Origin of the sequence: Sphingomonas sp., from assembly GCF_017744835.1 — a bacterium.
GTDB lineage: Bacteria > Pseudomonadota > Alphaproteobacteria > Sphingomonadales > Sphingomonadaceae > Sphingomonas.
In genome coordinates this window covers 694,655-709,348 of sequence record NZ_JAGIAM010000003.1, presented here as the reverse complement: position 1 = coordinate 709,348, position 14,694 = coordinate 694,655, and the positions used below count along the sequence as shown (strand labels likewise).

Genomic DNA, 14,694 nt, shown 5'->3' with positions numbered 1-14,694 from the left:
CTCCTTACTCGCCGCCGAAACCGGTGTTGCTGCCGGCATCGTCGCGCTCGCGACGGCCACGGCCGCGCTCGCGGTCGGCACCCTTGCGCATCATCACCGACGGGCCCTGCTCATGCGCGTCGACCTTGACGGTCATGTAGCGGATGACGTCCTCGTTGATCTGCGTCTGGCGCTCGAGCTCGGCGACCACGCCTGCCGGCGCGTCGATCTCGAGCATCACATAATGCGCCTTGCGGTTCTTCGCGATGCGATAGGCGAGGCTGCGAAGACCCCAGGTCTCGGTCTTGACGACCTTGCCCTGATTGTCCTCGACGATCTTGGTGGCGGCTTCCGCCAGTGCGTCCACTTGCGCCTGTGCCAGATCCTGGCGCGCAAGGAACACGTGCTCGTACAGAGCCATGCGTTCTCTTCCTGTTGGCCGATCGCTGACGTGCACCCCATGTGCAGCGCCCCTCCGGCTGTCGTCTACGTGCAATGATTCGTGCAGCCGGAAGCGGACTCCCGGCGTCGCGAAGGCGGGCCCATAGCGCTGCGGGGCAGGATTGGCAAGCGTGAGCCATAGCCCATACCTCAAAACCGTCATCCCCGCGAAGGCGGGGACCCAGGGCCACGAGCGACGTCCGTGCGATTCCTGGGTCCCGGCCTTCGCGGGGATGACGACAGTGCTCGGGCCGGGTCGGATTTGATCCGTCCCGGCCCGGCAATGGTCGATTAGTTCAGGATGTTCGCGAACACCGCCGCGACGATCCCGCTGGTGATGCCGACCAGCAGGGCGTCATTGCCCGACTGGACATAGTGGTAACCACGGGGCGGAACCCGCAGGCCGCGGTAGCTGCGATAGTCGATCTGGCGATAGTTGCGGGCGTAGCGGCTGTCGAACCGGTCACCGCGGTTCCAGCTGCGGTACTGGTTGCTCTGGTACTGGCGCCCGAACTGCTGGTGGCCGTTGTACGAACGCTCCACCTGATGGCCGCGATGCTGCGGCGCGGGGGCGGCGGAAGCGACTGCCGGCACGGTGGCGATCGAAGCGGCAACCAGGCCCATGATGATCTTCTTCATGACTAACTCCTCTTGTCTGCGCCGTCATCCGGCGTTGAAGACTAAATAGGAGTCGGTTGTCGCAGCCCCGTCCCGAACCACCCCCGAAATGGTCGCGAATTGTCGCAACCGACAGAAGTGAAAATTTCAGGCGGAGGCGCGGAGGCACGGAGAGAGGCTTGTGGTGCACTGCCGCGCCAGCGGCAGCAATATTCTCGGTGAACGATCGTCCCCCGCTGCGCGCCGAACCTCCGCGTCTCCGCGTGAAATCTCAAAGTCTTCGCGCCTTCGCGCCCTTGCGTGAACAAAACCAGGACCGGCCCCCGAACCCTTGCCCGTACGGCGCAACCGCACTAACCCGCGCCGCCTGAACTCCAAGGATAGGCATATGCGCGCATTCATCTTCCCCGGGCAGGGCAGCCAGTCGGTCGGCATGGGGAGCGCGCTCGCCGCCGCCAGCCCCTACGCCCGCGAAGTCTTCCAGGAAGTCGACGACGCGCTGGGCCAGAAGCTCTCGCAGCTGATGGCGGACGGTCCCGAGGACCAGCTGACGCTCACCGCCAACGCCCAGCCCGCGATCATGGCCAACGCCATCGCCGTGCTGCGCGTGCTCGAGAAGGAAGGCGGCATCCGCCTCGCTGACAAGGCCGATTTCGTCGCGGGCCACAGCCTGGGCGAATATACTGCGCTGTGCGCCGCGGGCGCGCTCGATCTCGCCACCACTGCCCGGCTGCTGCGCAAGCGCGGCGACGCGATGCAGGCCGCGGTGCCGGTCGGCGTCGGCGCGATGGCCGCGATTCTCGGCGCCGACCGCGAAAAGGCGCAGGCGATCGCCGACGCCGCGGCCGAGGGCCAGGTCTGCACCGTCGCCAACGACAACGACCCCTCGCAGGTGGTGATCTCGGGCCACTGCGAGGCGATCGAGCGCGCGATCCCGCTCGCCAGGGAGATGGGCGCCAAGCGCGCGCTGCTGCTCCCGGTCTCCGCGCCTTTCCACTGCCCGCTGATGCAGCCCGCCGCCGACGCCATGGCCGAGGCGCTCGCCGCCGTCGCGATCCAGGCGCCTTTGGTCCCCGTCTACGCCAACGTCACCGCCGCCCCCGTCGCCGACCCCGCCACGATCCGCACCCTGCTGGTCGAGCAGGTCACCGGAATGGTCCGCTGGCGCGAATCGGTCCTCGCGATGCACGCCGCCGGCGTGACCGACTTCGTCGAGCTCGGCGGCAAGGTCCTCGGCGGCATGGTAAAGCGCATCACCCCCGACGCCACCGCCACCAGCATCGTCACCATGGAAGACATCGAGACGCTGGCGAAATCACTCTGAAGAAGTAAGTTGGTTCACGCAAAGGCGCAAAGGCGCGAAGATGGACCTGCTTGAGGCAACTGCATCCGACGTCGTCGACGCCGCCCTGATGCTGCATCGGGAGATCGGTCCGGGTCTGCTCGAGAGCGTCTACGAAAGCCTTCTGGCGGCCGAGCTGACCCGGCGTGGCCATTCGGCGCTTCGGCAGCAGCCGATCGACTTCGAGTTCAACGGGTCGCGCTTCGAAGGCGCATTTCGCGTCGACCTGCTCGTGAACGCTCGGCTTGTGGTTGAAATCAAATCTGTCGAACGCTTGAGCGGCGTGCATTCGAAACAGCTGCTGACCTATCTCAGGCTGATGAAGCAGCCCCTTGGGCTGCTTATAAATTTTGGCGGCGAGACGCTGAAGGAAGGCCTCAAGCGGGTTGCCAACAACTATGTCCCCTTTGCGCCTTAGCGCCTTTGCGTGAACTATTTTTCTTTCTCAAAGACCGGAGCTCTAGAATGTTCGACCTCACTGGCATGACTGCCCTCGTCACCGGCGCTTCGGGGGGGATTGGTTCGGCGATCGCCAAGGGCCTCGCCGCGCAGGGCGCGCGGCTGGCGGTTTCGGGCTCGAACGCCGAGAAGCTCGAGGCCTTCCGCGCCGAGCTCGGCGGCGATCATGTCGCGCTCGCCTGCAACCTCTCGGACAGCGCCGCGGTCGACGCGCTCGTCCCCCAGGCGGTCGAGGCGCTCGGCGGCAAGCTCGACATCCTCGTCAACAACGCCGGCGTCACGCGCGACAACCTCGCGATGCGGATGAAGGACGAGGAGTGGGAGCAGGTCATCAAGGTCAACCTCGAAGCCGCCTTCCGCCTGATCCGCGCCGCCGCCAAGCCGATGATGAAGGCGCGCTTCGGCCGCGTCATCTCGATCACCTCGGTCGTCGGCGCCACCGGCAATCCCGGCCAGGCCAATTACGCCGCGTCCAAGGCCGGCCTCGTCGGCATGTCCAAGGCGCTCGGCCAGGAGCTCGCCAGCCGCAACATCACCGTCAACTGCGTCGCTCCCGGCTTCATCCGCTCGGCGATGACCGACGTGCTGCCCGAAGCGCAGAAGGAAGCGCTGCTCGGACGCATTCCTGCGGGGAAGCTCGGCGAGGGCGAGGACATCGCGGCCGCCGTGGTGTATCTCGCCAGCAGGGAAGCGAGCTACGTCACCGGCCAGACGATCCACGTCAACGGCGGGATGGCGATGCTCTGAGCCTCGCGGGCGGGAGACGAGTATATGCGTAAAGCGGGAATCGCGGTCGCGGCCGCACTGGCATGGGCGGCGCCCGCCCATGCCGCGGACCTCGCGACGATCGGCTGCGTCGCGCAGAAGGTCGACGCGGCCGTGCGTTCGCAGATCGAGGCGGACGTCGAGCGCAACCTCACCGAGAGCGGCAAGCGGCCGAGCTACGGGCCAGGAGTGGGCGCCGGCCTCAAGACCGCTGCCGCGGCCTGCGCCAAGGAACATGGCTGGACGGCCGCCGCGGCGAGCGCCGCCGCGCGCTACACTCTCGCGAAGATCGGCATGCCGGTCGCGCAACGCGTGATCACCCAGCGGGGATTCGACCCCGCGGCGCTCGAGGATCAGTTCCAGGCGCTCCCCGAAGAAACGCGCAATCGTCCGCTCACGGCACAGGAAAGCCAGGGGCTGGTCCGCGACGCGGCGATCGAGGACGTCCAGAAAACCCGCGAGAATGCGGAGCTTCTGTCGGAGTTCTTCGCTTTCGTCGGCACGATCCAGTACGCTGCCTTCGAATTTTCGGCAGCCTGACGTTCGGCAACCCGCCGCGTCTCCCTCTTGCAACGGCACCAGCGGCATTCTAGGTGCGTTCCAACCGAAACAGAGCCCCAGTCACAAAGGAAAACAGGGACCATGGCCACTCAGGAAGAGATCACCCAGCGCGTGACCGCCCTCGTCGTCGACCATCTCGGCGTCGATGCCGGCGAAGTGAAGCCCGAAGCGAGCTTCATCGACGATCTGGGCGCGGACAGCCTCGACATCGTCGAGCTGGTCATGGCCTTCGAGGAAGAATTCGGCGTCGAGATCCCCGACGACGCGGCCGAGAAGATCACCACGGTCGGCGACGCGATCTCGTACATCAGCGAGCATCAGGAAGGCTGATCGCCTTCCCGGCGACGCGGGCCTGATGGGCCGGCAATGCCATTGAGCGGCTTCCCGTCCATGCTCGCAAGAGAGGGCGGGGGGCCGTTTCGTTTTTACACCGGGGGCCCCCGCGTATCCGATGCCCCCTGTGCGCGAAGTTAGTGAAGTTTGACGGAGAAAACGCCATGCGCCGCGTAGTCGTGACCGGCCTTGGGCTCGTCACCCCCCTGGGTGCCGATGTCGAGACCGCCTGGAAGAACATCATCGCCGCGAAATCGGGCGCTGCCACGATCACGCGCTTCGACGCGACCGATTTCCAGAGCAACTATGCGTGCGAAGTGAAGCCGGCCGATCATGAGTACGGCTTCGATCCGGGCAAGCGCGTCGATCACAAGATCCAGCGCCAGGTCGATCCGTTCATCGTCTATGGCATCGACGCCGCCGGCCAGGCGATCGAGGACGCGGGCCTGCTCGACATGAGCGAGGAAGAGCGGCTGCGCGCCGGCTGCTCGATCGGCTCGGGCATCGGCGGCCTGCCGGGCATCGAGAGCGAATCGCTCGTGCTGGCGGAGAAGGGCCCCAAGCGCGTCTCGCCGCACTTCGTCCACGGCCGCCTGATCAACCTCATCTCGGGCCAGGTCTCGATCAAATACGGTCTGATGGGCCCGAACCATGCCGTGGTGACTGCCTGCTCGACCGGCGCCCACTCGATCGGCGACGCTGCGCGCATGATCGCGATGGACGACGCCGACATCATGCTCGCGGGCGGCGCCGAGAGCGCGATCTGCCCGATCGGCATCGCCGGCTTCGGCCAGGCGCGCGCGCTTTCGACCAATTTCCGCGACGATCCCACTCGGGGCAGCCGCCCGTATGACAAGGACCGCGACGGCTTCGTCATGGGCGAGGGTGCGGGCGTGGTCGTGCTCGAGGAATATGAGCATGCCAAGCGCCGCGGCGCCAAGATCTATGCCGAAGTGGTGGGCTATGGCCTGTCGGGCGACGCCTATCACGTCACGGCGCCGCATCCCGAGGGCTCGGGCGCGTTCCGCTCGATGCAGATGGCGATGCGCAAGTCGGGCCTCGAGCTGTCGGACATCGACTATATCAACGCCCACGGCACCTCGACCCCGCTCGGCGACGAGCTCGAGCTGGGCGCGGTCCGCAAGCTCTTCGGCAACAACATCGGCCAGCTCTCGATGAGCTCGACCAAGTCGGCGATCGGGCACCTGCTCGGCGGCGCCGGCGCGGTGGAGAGCATCTTCTGCATCCTGGCGATGCGCGACCAGATCGTCCCGCCGACGCTCAACCTCGACAATCCGAGCGACAATTGCGCCGGCGTCGACCTGGTCCCGCACAAGGCCAAGGAGCGCAAGGTCAAGGCCGTGCTCAACAACAGCTTCGGCTTCGGCGGCACCAACGCCAGCCTGGTGATGAAGGCTGTCTGACGCGCGCGAACCGGTTCGTCCGCCGCGTCGGCGGAGAGGCGGCTGCACGATCATCGTCGCGGCCCTGGTGGTGCTCGCCCTCATCCTGGGCGTGCTCCATCTCTGGGGCGGGGCGGGGCCCGCACGCGCCAATGTGACCGTGCTGGTGCCCGAAGGCGCCACGCTCACGCGCGCAGCGCAGGAGCTGGAGAAGGCCGGGGCGATCGGCTCGGCGCGGCAGTTCGTGCTGCTCTCCAAATTCCTGGGCGGCAGCGGCGCGATCAAGGCGGGCGAATATCGCATCCCCGCGCGGCTGAGCCAGTCGGACATCCTCAAGCTGATGCAGGGCGGGCGCACGCTCCAGCGCTTCGTGACCATCCCCGAGGGCACGCCATCGATCATCGTCTACGAGACGCTGATGAAGGCCCCCCAGCTCGGCGGCGCCGTGCAGGTGCCGGCGGAGGGATCGGTGCTGCCCGACAGCTATTCCTACAATCGCGGCGACACGCGCCAGGCGGTTCTCGCCCGCATGCAGAAGGCGATGAACGACTATCTCGCCAAGGCCTGGGCGAAGCGCAAGCCGGGCATTGCAGTGAAGACGCCGCAGGAAGCGCTGATCCTCGCCTCGATCGTCGAGAAGGAGACCGGCAAGCCGCAGGAGCGCCGGATGGTCGCCGCGGTCTATTCCAACCGGCTCAAGCAGGGCATGCGGCTCGATGCCGATCCGACGATCATCTACCCGATCACCAGGGGCAAGCCGCTCGGCCGCCGCATCCTCCAGTCGGAAGTGCGCGCGAAGAACGACTACAATACCTATGCGATGACCGGCCTACCCATCGGCCCGATCGCCAATCCGGGCCGCGCCAGCATCGACGCGGTGCTCGATCCCGCACCGTCCAACGCGCTCTACTTCGTCGCCGACGGCACCGGCGGCCATGTGTTCGCCGACACGCTCGAGCAGCACAACGCCAATGTGCAGAAGTGGTACGCCATCAGGCGCGCGCGTGGGGAGATGTAATCAAACTCCCGCTCCCGGTGGGAGCGGGAAGGAGCCCGCGAGGCGAAGCCGAGTGGGGAGGGTGAGGGCAGGTTTCGATCCTCACCCTTCCGCCGCCTATGTCGGCTCCCTCCCTCTCCCAAAGGGAGAGGGAATTACCGCCCCAGCCCCGCCGCTTCGCGCGCCAGCGCCTCGACCTGCTCGAAGCTCGCGCCCTTGGGCGTCACCCAGCTGCCGCCGACGCACAGGATCGGGTCGAACGCCAGCCACTCGGGCGCGGTCTGGGCGCTGATGCCGCCGGTCGGGCAGAATTTGCACTGGTAGAAGGGCGCGGCGAGCGCCTTGAGCGCCTTGAGCCCGCCCGAGGTCTCGGCCGGGAAGAACTTGAAATGCGTCAGGCCCAGGTCGAGCCCGCGCATGATGTCGCCGGCGGTCGCAATGCCGGGCAGGAACGGAACGCCGCTCTCGAGGATCGGCTCGGCCAGCGTCTCGGTGAGGCCGGGCGAGACGATGAACTCGACGTCGGCGTCCATCACCTGGCGGAACTGGTCGGGGTTCACCACCGTGCCCGCGCCGACGATCGCGCCTTCGACCTGCTTCATCTCGCGGATGGCATCGAGCGCGGCAGCGGTGCGCATGGTGACTTCGAGCACGCGTAGCCCGCCCTTGACCAGCGCCTCGGCCAGCGGGCGCGCCTGGGCGGCGTCGTCGATCACCAGCACGGGGATGACGGGCGCGGTGCGCATGATGGCTTCGATGTTCACTGGGCGTGCTCCTGGGCAAAGGCCGCGGCTGCGCCATAGAGGCCCGGCTGCGGGTGCGTGATCAGCTTGACGGGGATCGACGCCATCAGGTTCCGGAACCGGCCCTTGGCGACGAAGCGTTCCCCGAAGCCCGATTGCAGCAGATGGTCCTTCAGGCGCAACCCCAGACCGCCCGCGATCACCACGCCGGTGGGGCCGTGCGCGAGGGCAAGGTCGCCCGCGACTGCGCCGAGGCTGAGGCAGAAGCGGTCGAGCGCGGCGACCGCCAGGCTGTCCTCGCCCTCGAACGCCAGCTCCCAGATCTTCTTGTCGTCGAGCCGGGGCACGGGCTTGCCCTCGATCTCGGCCAGCGTTTCGTAGATCGAGACGATCGCGGGGCCTGCGACGACGCGCTCCTTGGAGACGCGGTTGTAGGTCTTGCGCAGCCGCTTGAGCAGCGCGTCCTCGATCGGATCGAGCGGCGCGAAGTCCGAATGACCGCCCTCGGTGGCGATCACGTCATAGCCCGCGCGGTGGCGGAAGACCTGCGCGACGCCGAGCCCGGTGCCCGGTCCGCAGACAGTGATCGAGCCCTTGTCGGGTAGCGGGATTTCGGGCCCGCAGAGGTGCTGGAAGGAATCATCGCCGAACTGCGCGACTGCATGGCCGATCGCGGCGAAATCGTTGACCAGCGTCCAGGTCTCGGCGCCCAGCCGCTCGGGGATCAGCGCCGGGCGGATGATCCAGGGATTGTTGGTGAGCTTGATGACGTCGCCGGCGATCGGCGAGGCGACCGCGATCGCCGCCGCCCGCGGCATCGGACGGCCGAGCCCTTCGCCATAGGCCTGCCAGGCGAGCTGGAGGCTCGGATGCTCGGCGACCTTCTGGGTCACTGGCTCGCTCATCGATACGACGCGGCCGTTCGCGACCTCCGCCACAGCGAAGCGCGCGTGGGTTCCCCCGATATCGACTGCGACGACTTCCATGGACGCTCCCAAACTCTCCCCCGGGGGCCGCCTGTCAACGTTGGCAGCCCTCCGCGCGGCCCTTCTCTCCGCAACCGTGACGCTTGTAAAGCGGCGCTTCGCCTAGAGGCCGGCTTCCGCCAGCATCGCCGACGCGCCGAGCTCCGCCTCGTCGGCGTGGTGGCGCATCATCGCGAACAGCTCGCGCCCGGTGCCGAGCGGCGGGGGCGGGGCGGCCGCCAGCTCGCGCGCGTCCCATTCGGCGAGATCGACCAGCGCCTCGAGCACGCCGGCCTCGGCATCCAGCCGGATGATGTCGCCGTCGCGCACCTTGCCGATCGGTCCGCCGCCGAGTGCCTCGGGTGAGAGGTGGATCGCCGCGGGGACCTTGCCCGACGCGCCCGACATGCGGCCGTCGGTGACCAGGGCCACCCGGAACCCGCGGTTCTGGAGCACGCCGAGCGGCGGCGTGAGCTTGTGGAGCTCGGGCATGCCGTTCGCCTTGGGGCCCTGGAAGCGGACGACGACGATCACGTCGCGATCGAGCTCGCCGGCCTTGAACGCCGCCTGCACCTCCGCCTGGTCTGAGAACACGCGGGCAGGGGCCTCGATCGTCCAGCGGTCGCGCTCGACGGCGGAGACCTTGATGCACGCCCGGCCGATATTGCCCTTGAGGATGCGGAACCCGCCCTCGGGCGAGAAGGGCGCGTCGATCGTGCGCACGATCGAATCGTCACCGCTCTCGGCGGGCAGGTCCTTCCACACCAGCGCCTCGTCGTCGATCTGCGGCTTGCGGCCATATTCGGCCATGCCGCCGGCCGCGACGGTGAGCGTGTCGCCGTGCATCAGCCCGCCGCGCAGCAGCTCGCGGATCACGAAGGGCGGGCCGCCCGCGTCCTCGAAGCCGTTCACGTCGGCCGAGCCATTGGGATAGACGCGCGTGAGCAGCGGGACGACGCGCGACAGCCGGTCGAAATCCTCCCAGTCGATCACGATCCCCGCCGCACGCGCGAAGGCGGGGACGTGGATCAGATGGTTGGTCGAGCCGCCCGTCGCGAGCAGCACGATCGCGGCGTTCACGATCGCCTTCTCGTCGACGACATGGCCGATCGGGCGGTAATCGTTGCCGCTCCAGCCGATATCGGCGAGCCGGTGGACCGCGGCGCGGGTGAGCTCCTGGCGCAGCTTGGTGCCCGGATTGGCGAAGGCGGCGCCCGGCATGTGGAGGCCCATCGCCTCCATCATCATCTGGTTCGAATTGGCGGTGCCGTAGAAGGTGCAGGTGCCCTTGGAGTGATAGGCGGCGATCTCGGCCTCGAGCAGCTCGTCGCGGCCGACCTTGCCCTCGGCATAGGCCTCGCGCACCGCGGCCTTGTCCTTGTTCGCCAGCCCCGATCGCATCGGCCCACCCGGAATCATCACCATCGGCAGATGCCCGAAGCGCAGCGCGCCCATCAGCAGTCCCGGCACGATCTTGTCGCAGATGCCGAGCAGCGCCGCGCCTTCGAACACGCGGTGCGATAGCGCGACCGCAGTGCCCAGCGCGATCGTGTCGCGGCTGAACAGCGAGAGCTCCATGCCCGAATAGCCCTGGGTCACGCCGTCGCACATCGCCGGCACGCCGCCCGCCACCTGCGCGGTGGCGCCGGCCTCGAGCGCCCAGACCTTCATCTGCTCGGGGTAGCGATAATAGGTCGCGTGCGCCGAGAGCATGTCGTTGTACGAGGTGACGATCCCGATGTTCATCCGGTTCGCCGGCTTCATCAGGTCGCGCTGCTCGTCGGTGCCGGCATAGGCGTGCGCCAGGTTGGCGCAGCCGAGCTTGGGCCGGTCCGCGCCCGATTCCAGCTCGCGGCGGATCAGGTCGAGATAGGCGGCGCGCTTCGGCTTCGACCGCTCGATGATGCGATCAGTGACGGCGGCGATTTCGGCGTGAAGATTGGCCATCAGGCGCTCCAGTGGATGTCGACCGGCAGCTCGACGTCGGCGAGGACGCGGCCGACCGGATAGTTGGACGAGGCCCCCTGTTCGATCGCGGCCTCGAGCACGTCGCGCTTGGCCTGGCCGGTGACTGCGATCATCAGCGCGCGGGCCGAGACGATCGCGGCGCGGCTGAGCGTCACGCGCGCGACGGGCGCCTCGGGCGGCAGCGGATCGGGCATCACGCCCAGCGCGCGGCGCTCGCGCGGGCCGTTGAGCGCCTCGTCATAGTCCGGGCCCGGGAAGATCGACGCGCAATGCCCGTCGCCGCCCACGCCGAGCAGGCAGAGGTCGAGCGGCCAGTGCACGTCCTGCAGCAGCGCATCGGCCGAGCGGCCCGCCGCCTTGTAGTCGGGGGCCTTGTCGCTCACCAGCGGGATCACCCGCGCGCCCTTGGGGATGAAGACCTTGCCGATCGCAGTGACGTTCGACAGCGGGTCGCCCAGCGGCACGATGCGGTCGTCGCCGGGCACGATCGTCACGCGCTTCCAGTCGAGCTTGGCCTTGGCGAGCTTCTCGTAGATCGGCAGCGGAGTCTTGCCGCCCGCCAGCGCGATCACCGCGGCGCCGCGCGCGTCGATCGCGCTCTCGATGATGAACTGCACGTCGCCCGCGACCGCCTCGGCCATCTCGTCGGCGTCGTCATAGTCCCACCATTCGATCTCAGTGGTCATTGTAGCTCCTGCTCTGGTGGGTTCTCGAAATCATATGGGGCGGGGCGGCTATTCGTTCCACGTCACGCCGTCGCGCTCGGTGAGCGCGATCGCCGCCGAGGGGCCCCAGCTGCCCGAAGCATAGGGGCGGGGCTTCATGTCCTGCGCATCCCAGCCCGCGCGGATCGCGTCGACCCATTCCCATTGCGCCTCGACTTCGTCGCGCCGGACGAACAGCGTCGGGTCGCCTTCGATCAGGTCGAGTAGCAGCCGCTCATAGGCGATGCGGCGGCGCGTGCCGGCGAACTCGGTGTCGAGGCTGAGGTTGAGCGGCACTTCGCGCAGGCGGATGCCTTCGCGGTCGAGCCCGGGTTGCTTCGCCATGACGAGCAGCTGGATATATTCCTCGGGCTGCAGCCGGATCACCAGCGTGTTCGGCTGGAGATGGCCGCCGCGGTCCTCGAACATCGAGTGCGGCACCGGCTTGAACTGGATCACGATCTCCGAGCGCCGCTCGCCCATGCGCTTGCCGGTGCGCAGGTAGAAGGGGACGCCGTGCCAGCGCCAGTTGTCGATGTGCGCCTTGATCGCGACGAAGGTCTCGGTGTTCGAGGGCTGCCCCAGGTCGGTCGCATAATCGCGGACGATCTCGCCCTTCACTGCGCCGCCGCCATACTGGCCCGTCACGGTGAGGTGCGGCGCGTCGGCCGCGGTGATCTTGCGCAGCGAGCGCAGCACCTTGACCTTCTCGTCGCGGATCGCAGTGCCGTCGAAGCGGGCAGGGGGCTCCATCGCGATCAGCGCGAGCAGCTGGAGCATGTGGTTCTGCACCATGTCCCGCAGCGCGCCGGTCTCGTCGTAGAAGCCCGCGCGGCCCTCCAGGCCCACCGTCTCGGAGACGGTGATCTGGACATGGTCGATCCCCTGCGCGTTCCACACCGGCTCGAACAGCGAATTGCCGAAGCGCAGCGCCAGGATGTTCTGGACGGTTTCCTTGCCCAGATAATGGTCGATCCGGAAGGTGCGGTCCTCCGGGAAGGCGCCCGCGACCAGATCGTTGATCTCGCAGCTCGAGGCGAGATCCTTGCCCAGCGGCTTTTCGAGGCTGATGCGGACATTGTCGCCGGTCAGTCCCGCGCTCTTGAGTCCCTCGATCGTCGGGCCGAACAGCCAGGGTGCGGTCGAAAGGAAAATCGCGAGCCCGCCCGAGATATCGCCCAGCTTGTGCTTGAGCGCCGCGAAGCCCTCGATCTGCGACGCGTCGAGCGGCTGGTAGTTCAGCCGCTCGAGAAAGCTCCCGACAGCGCTGTCATCCTTCCGGTCTGCAGGAAGGAATTGGTCGAGCGCCGCGCGGGCGAATTCGCGGAACGACGCGTCGTCCTTGTCGGAGCGCGCAGTGCCGGTGATCGTCAGCCCCGCGGGAAGCAGCCCATCGGCATGGAGCGCATAGAGCGACGGGAGCAGCATCCGCTGCGCAAGGTCCCCGGTCGCGCCGAACAGCAACAATTTGCCAACAGGCTGGTGCATCACATGCCCTCTCGATCTGTTTGTCCTGCCGAGACACTAAAGGGCGACAAAGATCAAGCGGCAGCAGGGCGGGGTGGGGCAATGCAGCAAAATCCGCCCGCGCCCGGGCGAGGATTATTGCCTAGAGCACCAGCCCGGCGGTCGGATCGAGCCCGGCCATGATGTTGAGGTTCTGCACCGCAGCGCCCGCCGCACCCTTGCCGAGATTGTCGAGCGTCGCGACCATGCGCGCCTGGCCGGTCTCGGCATTGCCGAACACCCGCAGCGACAGTCGGTCGGTCCCCGCATCCTCCTCCAGCGTCACCGTGGCGGCATCGCCCGGCAGCACGCGGATCAGCGGGCAATCCTTGTACGCCTCGCGCAGCGCGTTCTCGAGCGCCTCGATCGACGGGCGCCGCGTGAAGACGTGGAGCGGCAGCGGCACTTCGACGATCATGCCGCGATAGGTGCGCGCTACCGCGGGCAGGAAGATCGGAGGATGCTCGATCCGCGCGTGCTTCTGCATCTCGGGCACATGCTTGTGGGCGAGGCCCAGGCCATAGGTCCGGAACGCGGTCTCGGTATGGCCCGGCGCCTGCGCGTCCTCGAAGTCGGCGATCATGCTCTTGCCGCCGCCCGAATAGCCCGAGATCGCATTGACGCTCAGCGGATGGTCGTGCGGCACGAGCCCCGCGCGCACCAGCGGGCGTACCAGCGCCAGGAAGCCGGTGGGGTAGCAGCCCGGATTGCTCACGCGCGATGCCTCGGCGATAGCGGCCATCTGGCCGGGCTCGAGCTCGGCAAAGCCATAGACCCAGTCGGGCGCGACGCGGTGCGCGGTCGACGCGTCGATCACGCGGACGCGATCGTTGCGAATCATCTCGACTGCCTCGCGCGCGGCGTCGTCGGGCAGGCACAGGATCACGAAGTCGGCCGAATTGAGCGCATCCTCGCGCTTCTTCGGGTCCTTGCGGTCGGCGTCCGCCAGGATGATCTGCTCCAGCTCCGAACGGCCCTCCAGCCGCTCGCGGATCTCGAGCCCGGTCGTGCCGACGGCGCCGTCGATGAAGACGCGGACGCTCACTGCGCGGTCTCGTGCAGCGCATCGGCGTCGACATAGCCGACCAGTCCGGCGCCCGGTGCCACGCCCCAGGCGTTGCCTCCGGCGAATTCGAGCACTTCGAACAGGTCGCCCTGCTGCAGCTGCGCCAGCACTTCGGAATCGGCGTCGCGGGACGCGCGCAGCGCCACGCCGCGGACGAGCGCGCGCGGCATCGGCGCGGCATAATGCGGGGCGAAGACGCGCTCGGCCAGGCGCACGTCGGCCAGGTCGCGGCGGACCGCATCCACTCGCGGATCGAAGGTCGCGGAACGGCCCTTGAGCGAAAATCGCTTACGCGTTGGCCCGGCGGGCGGCTGGCTCGAGGTTGTCGCCAGCGAGGAAATGCCCGAATTCTGCAAGAAAATCAGCCCCTTCAGGTGTGCGGGCGACGAAGATGTTCCGCTTGTCGGTATCGTCGCGTTGGCGGCGCAGATAGCCGAGCGTGCCCAGACGATTCAAGGCGCGCGTGACGACAGGCTTCGAAACATTCAGCGCGCGCGCCAGTCCACGCACCGTATGGGGCCCCGGATCGAGATAAACAAGGAGCAGCAGCGCCATCTGACGATTGGTGAGGTCGGGCTCGCCCGATCGCACATAGTCGATCAGAGTGTTCTTCCAGGACGACAGGGACTGGTCCATCATCGCGTTCACGGCACCAACTCATCCGCTGCGACCCGCGCTTGCCGGGATCAATATCAGTAACGCAGGCGGAAGCTTCCGGTTTCAGTGCGTTGGCGAAATGTTACAGCATTGTTTTGCGGCGCCTGCCGCGGTGCCGATCGCGGCTCCGCCGATCGCGCGCCGGAGCAGGCAAATCGGCGCTGGCCTGCTCTTGCAAAATAGGATT

17 protein-coding genes are annotated in these 14,694 nt (G+C 67.7%); 7 read left to right on the top strand and 10 right to left on the bottom strand.

Features of this window, described 5'->3' with window-relative positions:
- Positions 1-4 precede the first annotated feature (4 nt).
- Together rpsF and J7500_RS11220 are read right to left on the bottom strand one after the other, a co-directional pair.
- Positions 5-400, bottom strand: coding sequence for a 30S ribosomal protein S6 (rpsF, locus tag J7500_RS11225; RefSeq protein ID WP_294061793.1), 396 nt, complete (start codon positions 398-400; stop codon positions 5-7).
- A 311-nt stretch (positions 401-711) separates the two neighbouring features.
- Entirely contained in the window at positions 712-1,059 is a 348-nt protein-coding gene (locus tag J7500_RS11220; RefSeq protein WP_294061792.1) for an RcnB family protein, read from the bottom strand.
- Positions 1,060-1,426: 367 nt separating this feature from the next.
- Here J7500_RS11220 and fabD point away from each other — a divergent pair, with 367 nt between their 5' ends.
- The 7 genes from fabD to mltG all read left to right on the top strand — a co-directional run bounded on the left by fabD (position 1,427) and on the right by mltG (position 6,919).
- The gene (fabD, locus tag J7500_RS11215; RefSeq protein WP_294061791.1) at positions 1,427-2,362 is read left to right on the top strand and encodes an ACP S-malonyltransferase; all 936 of its coding nucleotides are present in this window, start codon (positions 1,427-1,429) and stop codon (positions 2,360-2,362) included.
- A 40-nt stretch (positions 2,363-2,402) separates the two neighbouring features.
- Positions 2,403-2,798 (top strand): GxxExxY protein, encoded by a 396-nt coding sequence (locus tag J7500_RS11210; RefSeq protein ID WP_294061790.1) that lies wholly within the window; start codon positions 2,403-2,405, stop codon positions 2,796-2,798.
- Positions 2,799-2,845: 47 nt separating this feature from the next.
- Positions 2,846-3,586, top strand: a complete 741-nt coding sequence (gene fabG, locus J7500_RS11205) for a 3-oxoacyl-[acyl-carrier-protein] reductase (protein ID WP_294061789.1) — start codon at positions 2,846-2,848, stop codon at positions 3,584-3,586.
- 24 nt (positions 3,587-3,610) lie between these two features.
- Complete coding sequence (locus J7500_RS11200; RefSeq protein WP_294061788.1) at positions 3,611-4,144, top strand: hypothetical protein; 534 nt, start codon at positions 3,611-3,613, stop codon at positions 4,142-4,144.
- 102 nt (positions 4,145-4,246) lie between these two features.
- The gene (locus tag J7500_RS11195; RefSeq protein WP_294061787.1) at positions 4,247-4,495 is read left to right on the top strand and encodes an acyl carrier protein; all 249 of its coding nucleotides are present in this window, start codon (positions 4,247-4,249) and stop codon (positions 4,493-4,495) included.
- A 167-nt stretch (positions 4,496-4,662) separates the two neighbouring features.
- Complete coding sequence (fabF, locus tag J7500_RS11190; protein WP_294061786.1) at positions 4,663-5,922, top strand: beta-ketoacyl-ACP synthase II; 1,260 nt, start codon at positions 4,663-4,665, stop codon at positions 5,920-5,922.
- A gap of 67 nt (positions 5,923-5,989) precedes the next feature.
- Complete coding sequence (gene mltG, locus J7500_RS11185) at positions 5,990-6,919, top strand: endolytic transglycosylase MltG (RefSeq protein WP_294061785.1); 930 nt, start codon at positions 5,990-5,992, stop codon at positions 6,917-6,919.
- Positions 6,920-7,053: 134 nt separating this feature from the next.
- On the opposite strand, the gene eda is transcribed toward mltG, so the two are convergent.
- The 8 genes from eda to J7500_RS11145 all read right to left on the bottom strand — a co-directional run bounded on the left by eda (position 7,054) and on the right by J7500_RS11145 (position 14,489).
- The gene (gene eda / locus J7500_RS11180; protein ID WP_294062164.1) at positions 7,054-7,644 is read right to left on the bottom strand and encodes a bifunctional 4-hydroxy-2-oxoglutarate aldolase/2-dehydro-3-deoxy-phosphogluconate aldolase; all 591 of its coding nucleotides are present in this window, start codon (positions 7,642-7,644) and stop codon (positions 7,054-7,056) included.
- Positions 7,645-7,658: 14 nt separating this feature from the next.
- Entirely contained in the window at positions 7,659-8,627 is a 969-nt protein-coding gene (glk, locus tag J7500_RS11175) for a glucokinase (protein ID WP_294061784.1), read from the bottom strand.
- A 102-nt stretch (positions 8,628-8,729) separates the two neighbouring features.
- A complete protein-coding gene (gene edd / locus J7500_RS11170) occupies positions 8,730-10,553 on the bottom strand; it encodes a phosphogluconate dehydratase (RefSeq protein WP_294061783.1) in 1,824 nt (607 codons plus the stop codon).
- Positions 10,553-11,260, bottom strand: coding sequence for a 6-phosphogluconolactonase (pgl, locus tag J7500_RS11165; RefSeq protein WP_294061782.1), 708 nt, complete (start codon positions 11,258-11,260; stop codon positions 10,553-10,555). The genes edd and pgl overlap by 1 nt, the downstream gene beginning before the upstream one ends.
- A gap of 48 nt (positions 11,261-11,308) precedes the next feature.
- A complete protein-coding gene (gene zwf, locus J7500_RS11160; protein WP_294061781.1) occupies positions 11,309-12,766 on the bottom strand; it encodes a glucose-6-phosphate dehydrogenase in 1,458 nt (485 codons plus the stop codon).
- A 121-nt stretch (positions 12,767-12,887) separates the two neighbouring features.
- A complete protein-coding gene (gene argC / locus J7500_RS11155) occupies positions 12,888-13,829 on the bottom strand; it encodes an N-acetyl-gamma-glutamyl-phosphate reductase (RefSeq protein ID WP_294061780.1) in 942 nt (313 codons plus the stop codon).
- Positions 13,826-14,095, bottom strand: a complete 270-nt coding sequence (locus tag J7500_RS11150) for an SH3 domain-containing protein (protein ID WP_294061779.1) — start codon at positions 14,093-14,095, stop codon at positions 13,826-13,828. Before J7500_RS11150 ends, argC begins: the two co-directional genes overlap by 4 nt.
- 43 nt (positions 14,096-14,138) lie before the next feature.
- Positions 14,139-14,489 carry a MarR family transcriptional regulator gene (locus tag J7500_RS11145; protein ID WP_294062163.1) on the bottom strand — a complete coding sequence of 117 codons (351 nt, stop codon included), beginning with the start codon at positions 14,487-14,489 and terminating at the stop codon, positions 14,139-14,141.
- Between the last annotated feature and the right edge of the window lie 205 nt (positions 14,490-14,694).

Coding starts and splice junctions, on each gene's coding strand:
- rpsF (WP_294061793.1), bottom strand. CDS start 400: ATGGCTCTGTACGAGCACGTGTTCCTTGCGCGCCAGGATCTGGCACAG.
- J7500_RS11220 (WP_294061792.1), bottom strand. CDS start 1,059: ATGAAGAAGATCATCATGGGCCTGGTTGCCGCTTCGATCGCCACCGTG.
- fabD (WP_294061791.1), top strand. CDS start 1,427: ATGCGCGCATTCATCTTCCCCGGGCAGGGCAGCCAGTCGGTCGGCATG.
- J7500_RS11210 (WP_294061790.1), top strand. CDS start 2,403: ATGGACCTGCTTGAGGCAACTGCATCCGACGTCGTCGACGCCGCCCTG.
- fabG (WP_294061789.1), top strand. CDS start 2,846: ATGTTCGACCTCACTGGCATGACTGCCCTCGTCACCGGCGCTTCGGGG.
- J7500_RS11200 (WP_294061788.1), top strand. CDS start 3,611: ATGCGTAAAGCGGGAATCGCGGTCGCGGCCGCACTGGCATGGGCGGCG.
- J7500_RS11195 (WP_294061787.1), top strand. CDS start 4,247: ATGGCCACTCAGGAAGAGATCACCCAGCGCGTGACCGCCCTCGTCGTC.
- fabF (WP_294061786.1), top strand. CDS start 4,663: ATGCGCCGCGTAGTCGTGACCGGCCTTGGGCTCGTCACCCCCCTGGGT.
- eda (WP_294062164.1), bottom strand. CDS start 7,644: ATGCGCACCGCGCCCGTCATCCCCGTGCTGGTGATCGACGACGCCGCC.
- glk (WP_294061784.1), bottom strand. CDS start 8,627: ATGGAAGTCGTCGCAGTCGATATCGGGGGAACCCACGCGCGCTTCGCT.
- edd (WP_294061783.1), bottom strand. CDS start 10,553: ATGGCCAATCTTCACGCCGAAATCGCCGCCGTCACTGATCGCATCATC.
- pgl (WP_294061782.1), bottom strand. CDS start 11,260: ATGACCACTGAGATCGAATGGTGGGACTATGACGACGCCGACGAGATG.
- zwf (WP_294061781.1), bottom strand. CDS start 12,766: ATGCACCAGCCTGTTGGCAAATTGTTGCTGTTCGGCGCGACCGGGGAC.
- J7500_RS11145 (WP_294062163.1), bottom strand. CDS start 14,489: ATGATGGACCAGTCCCTGTCGTCCTGGAAGAACACTCTGATCGACTAT.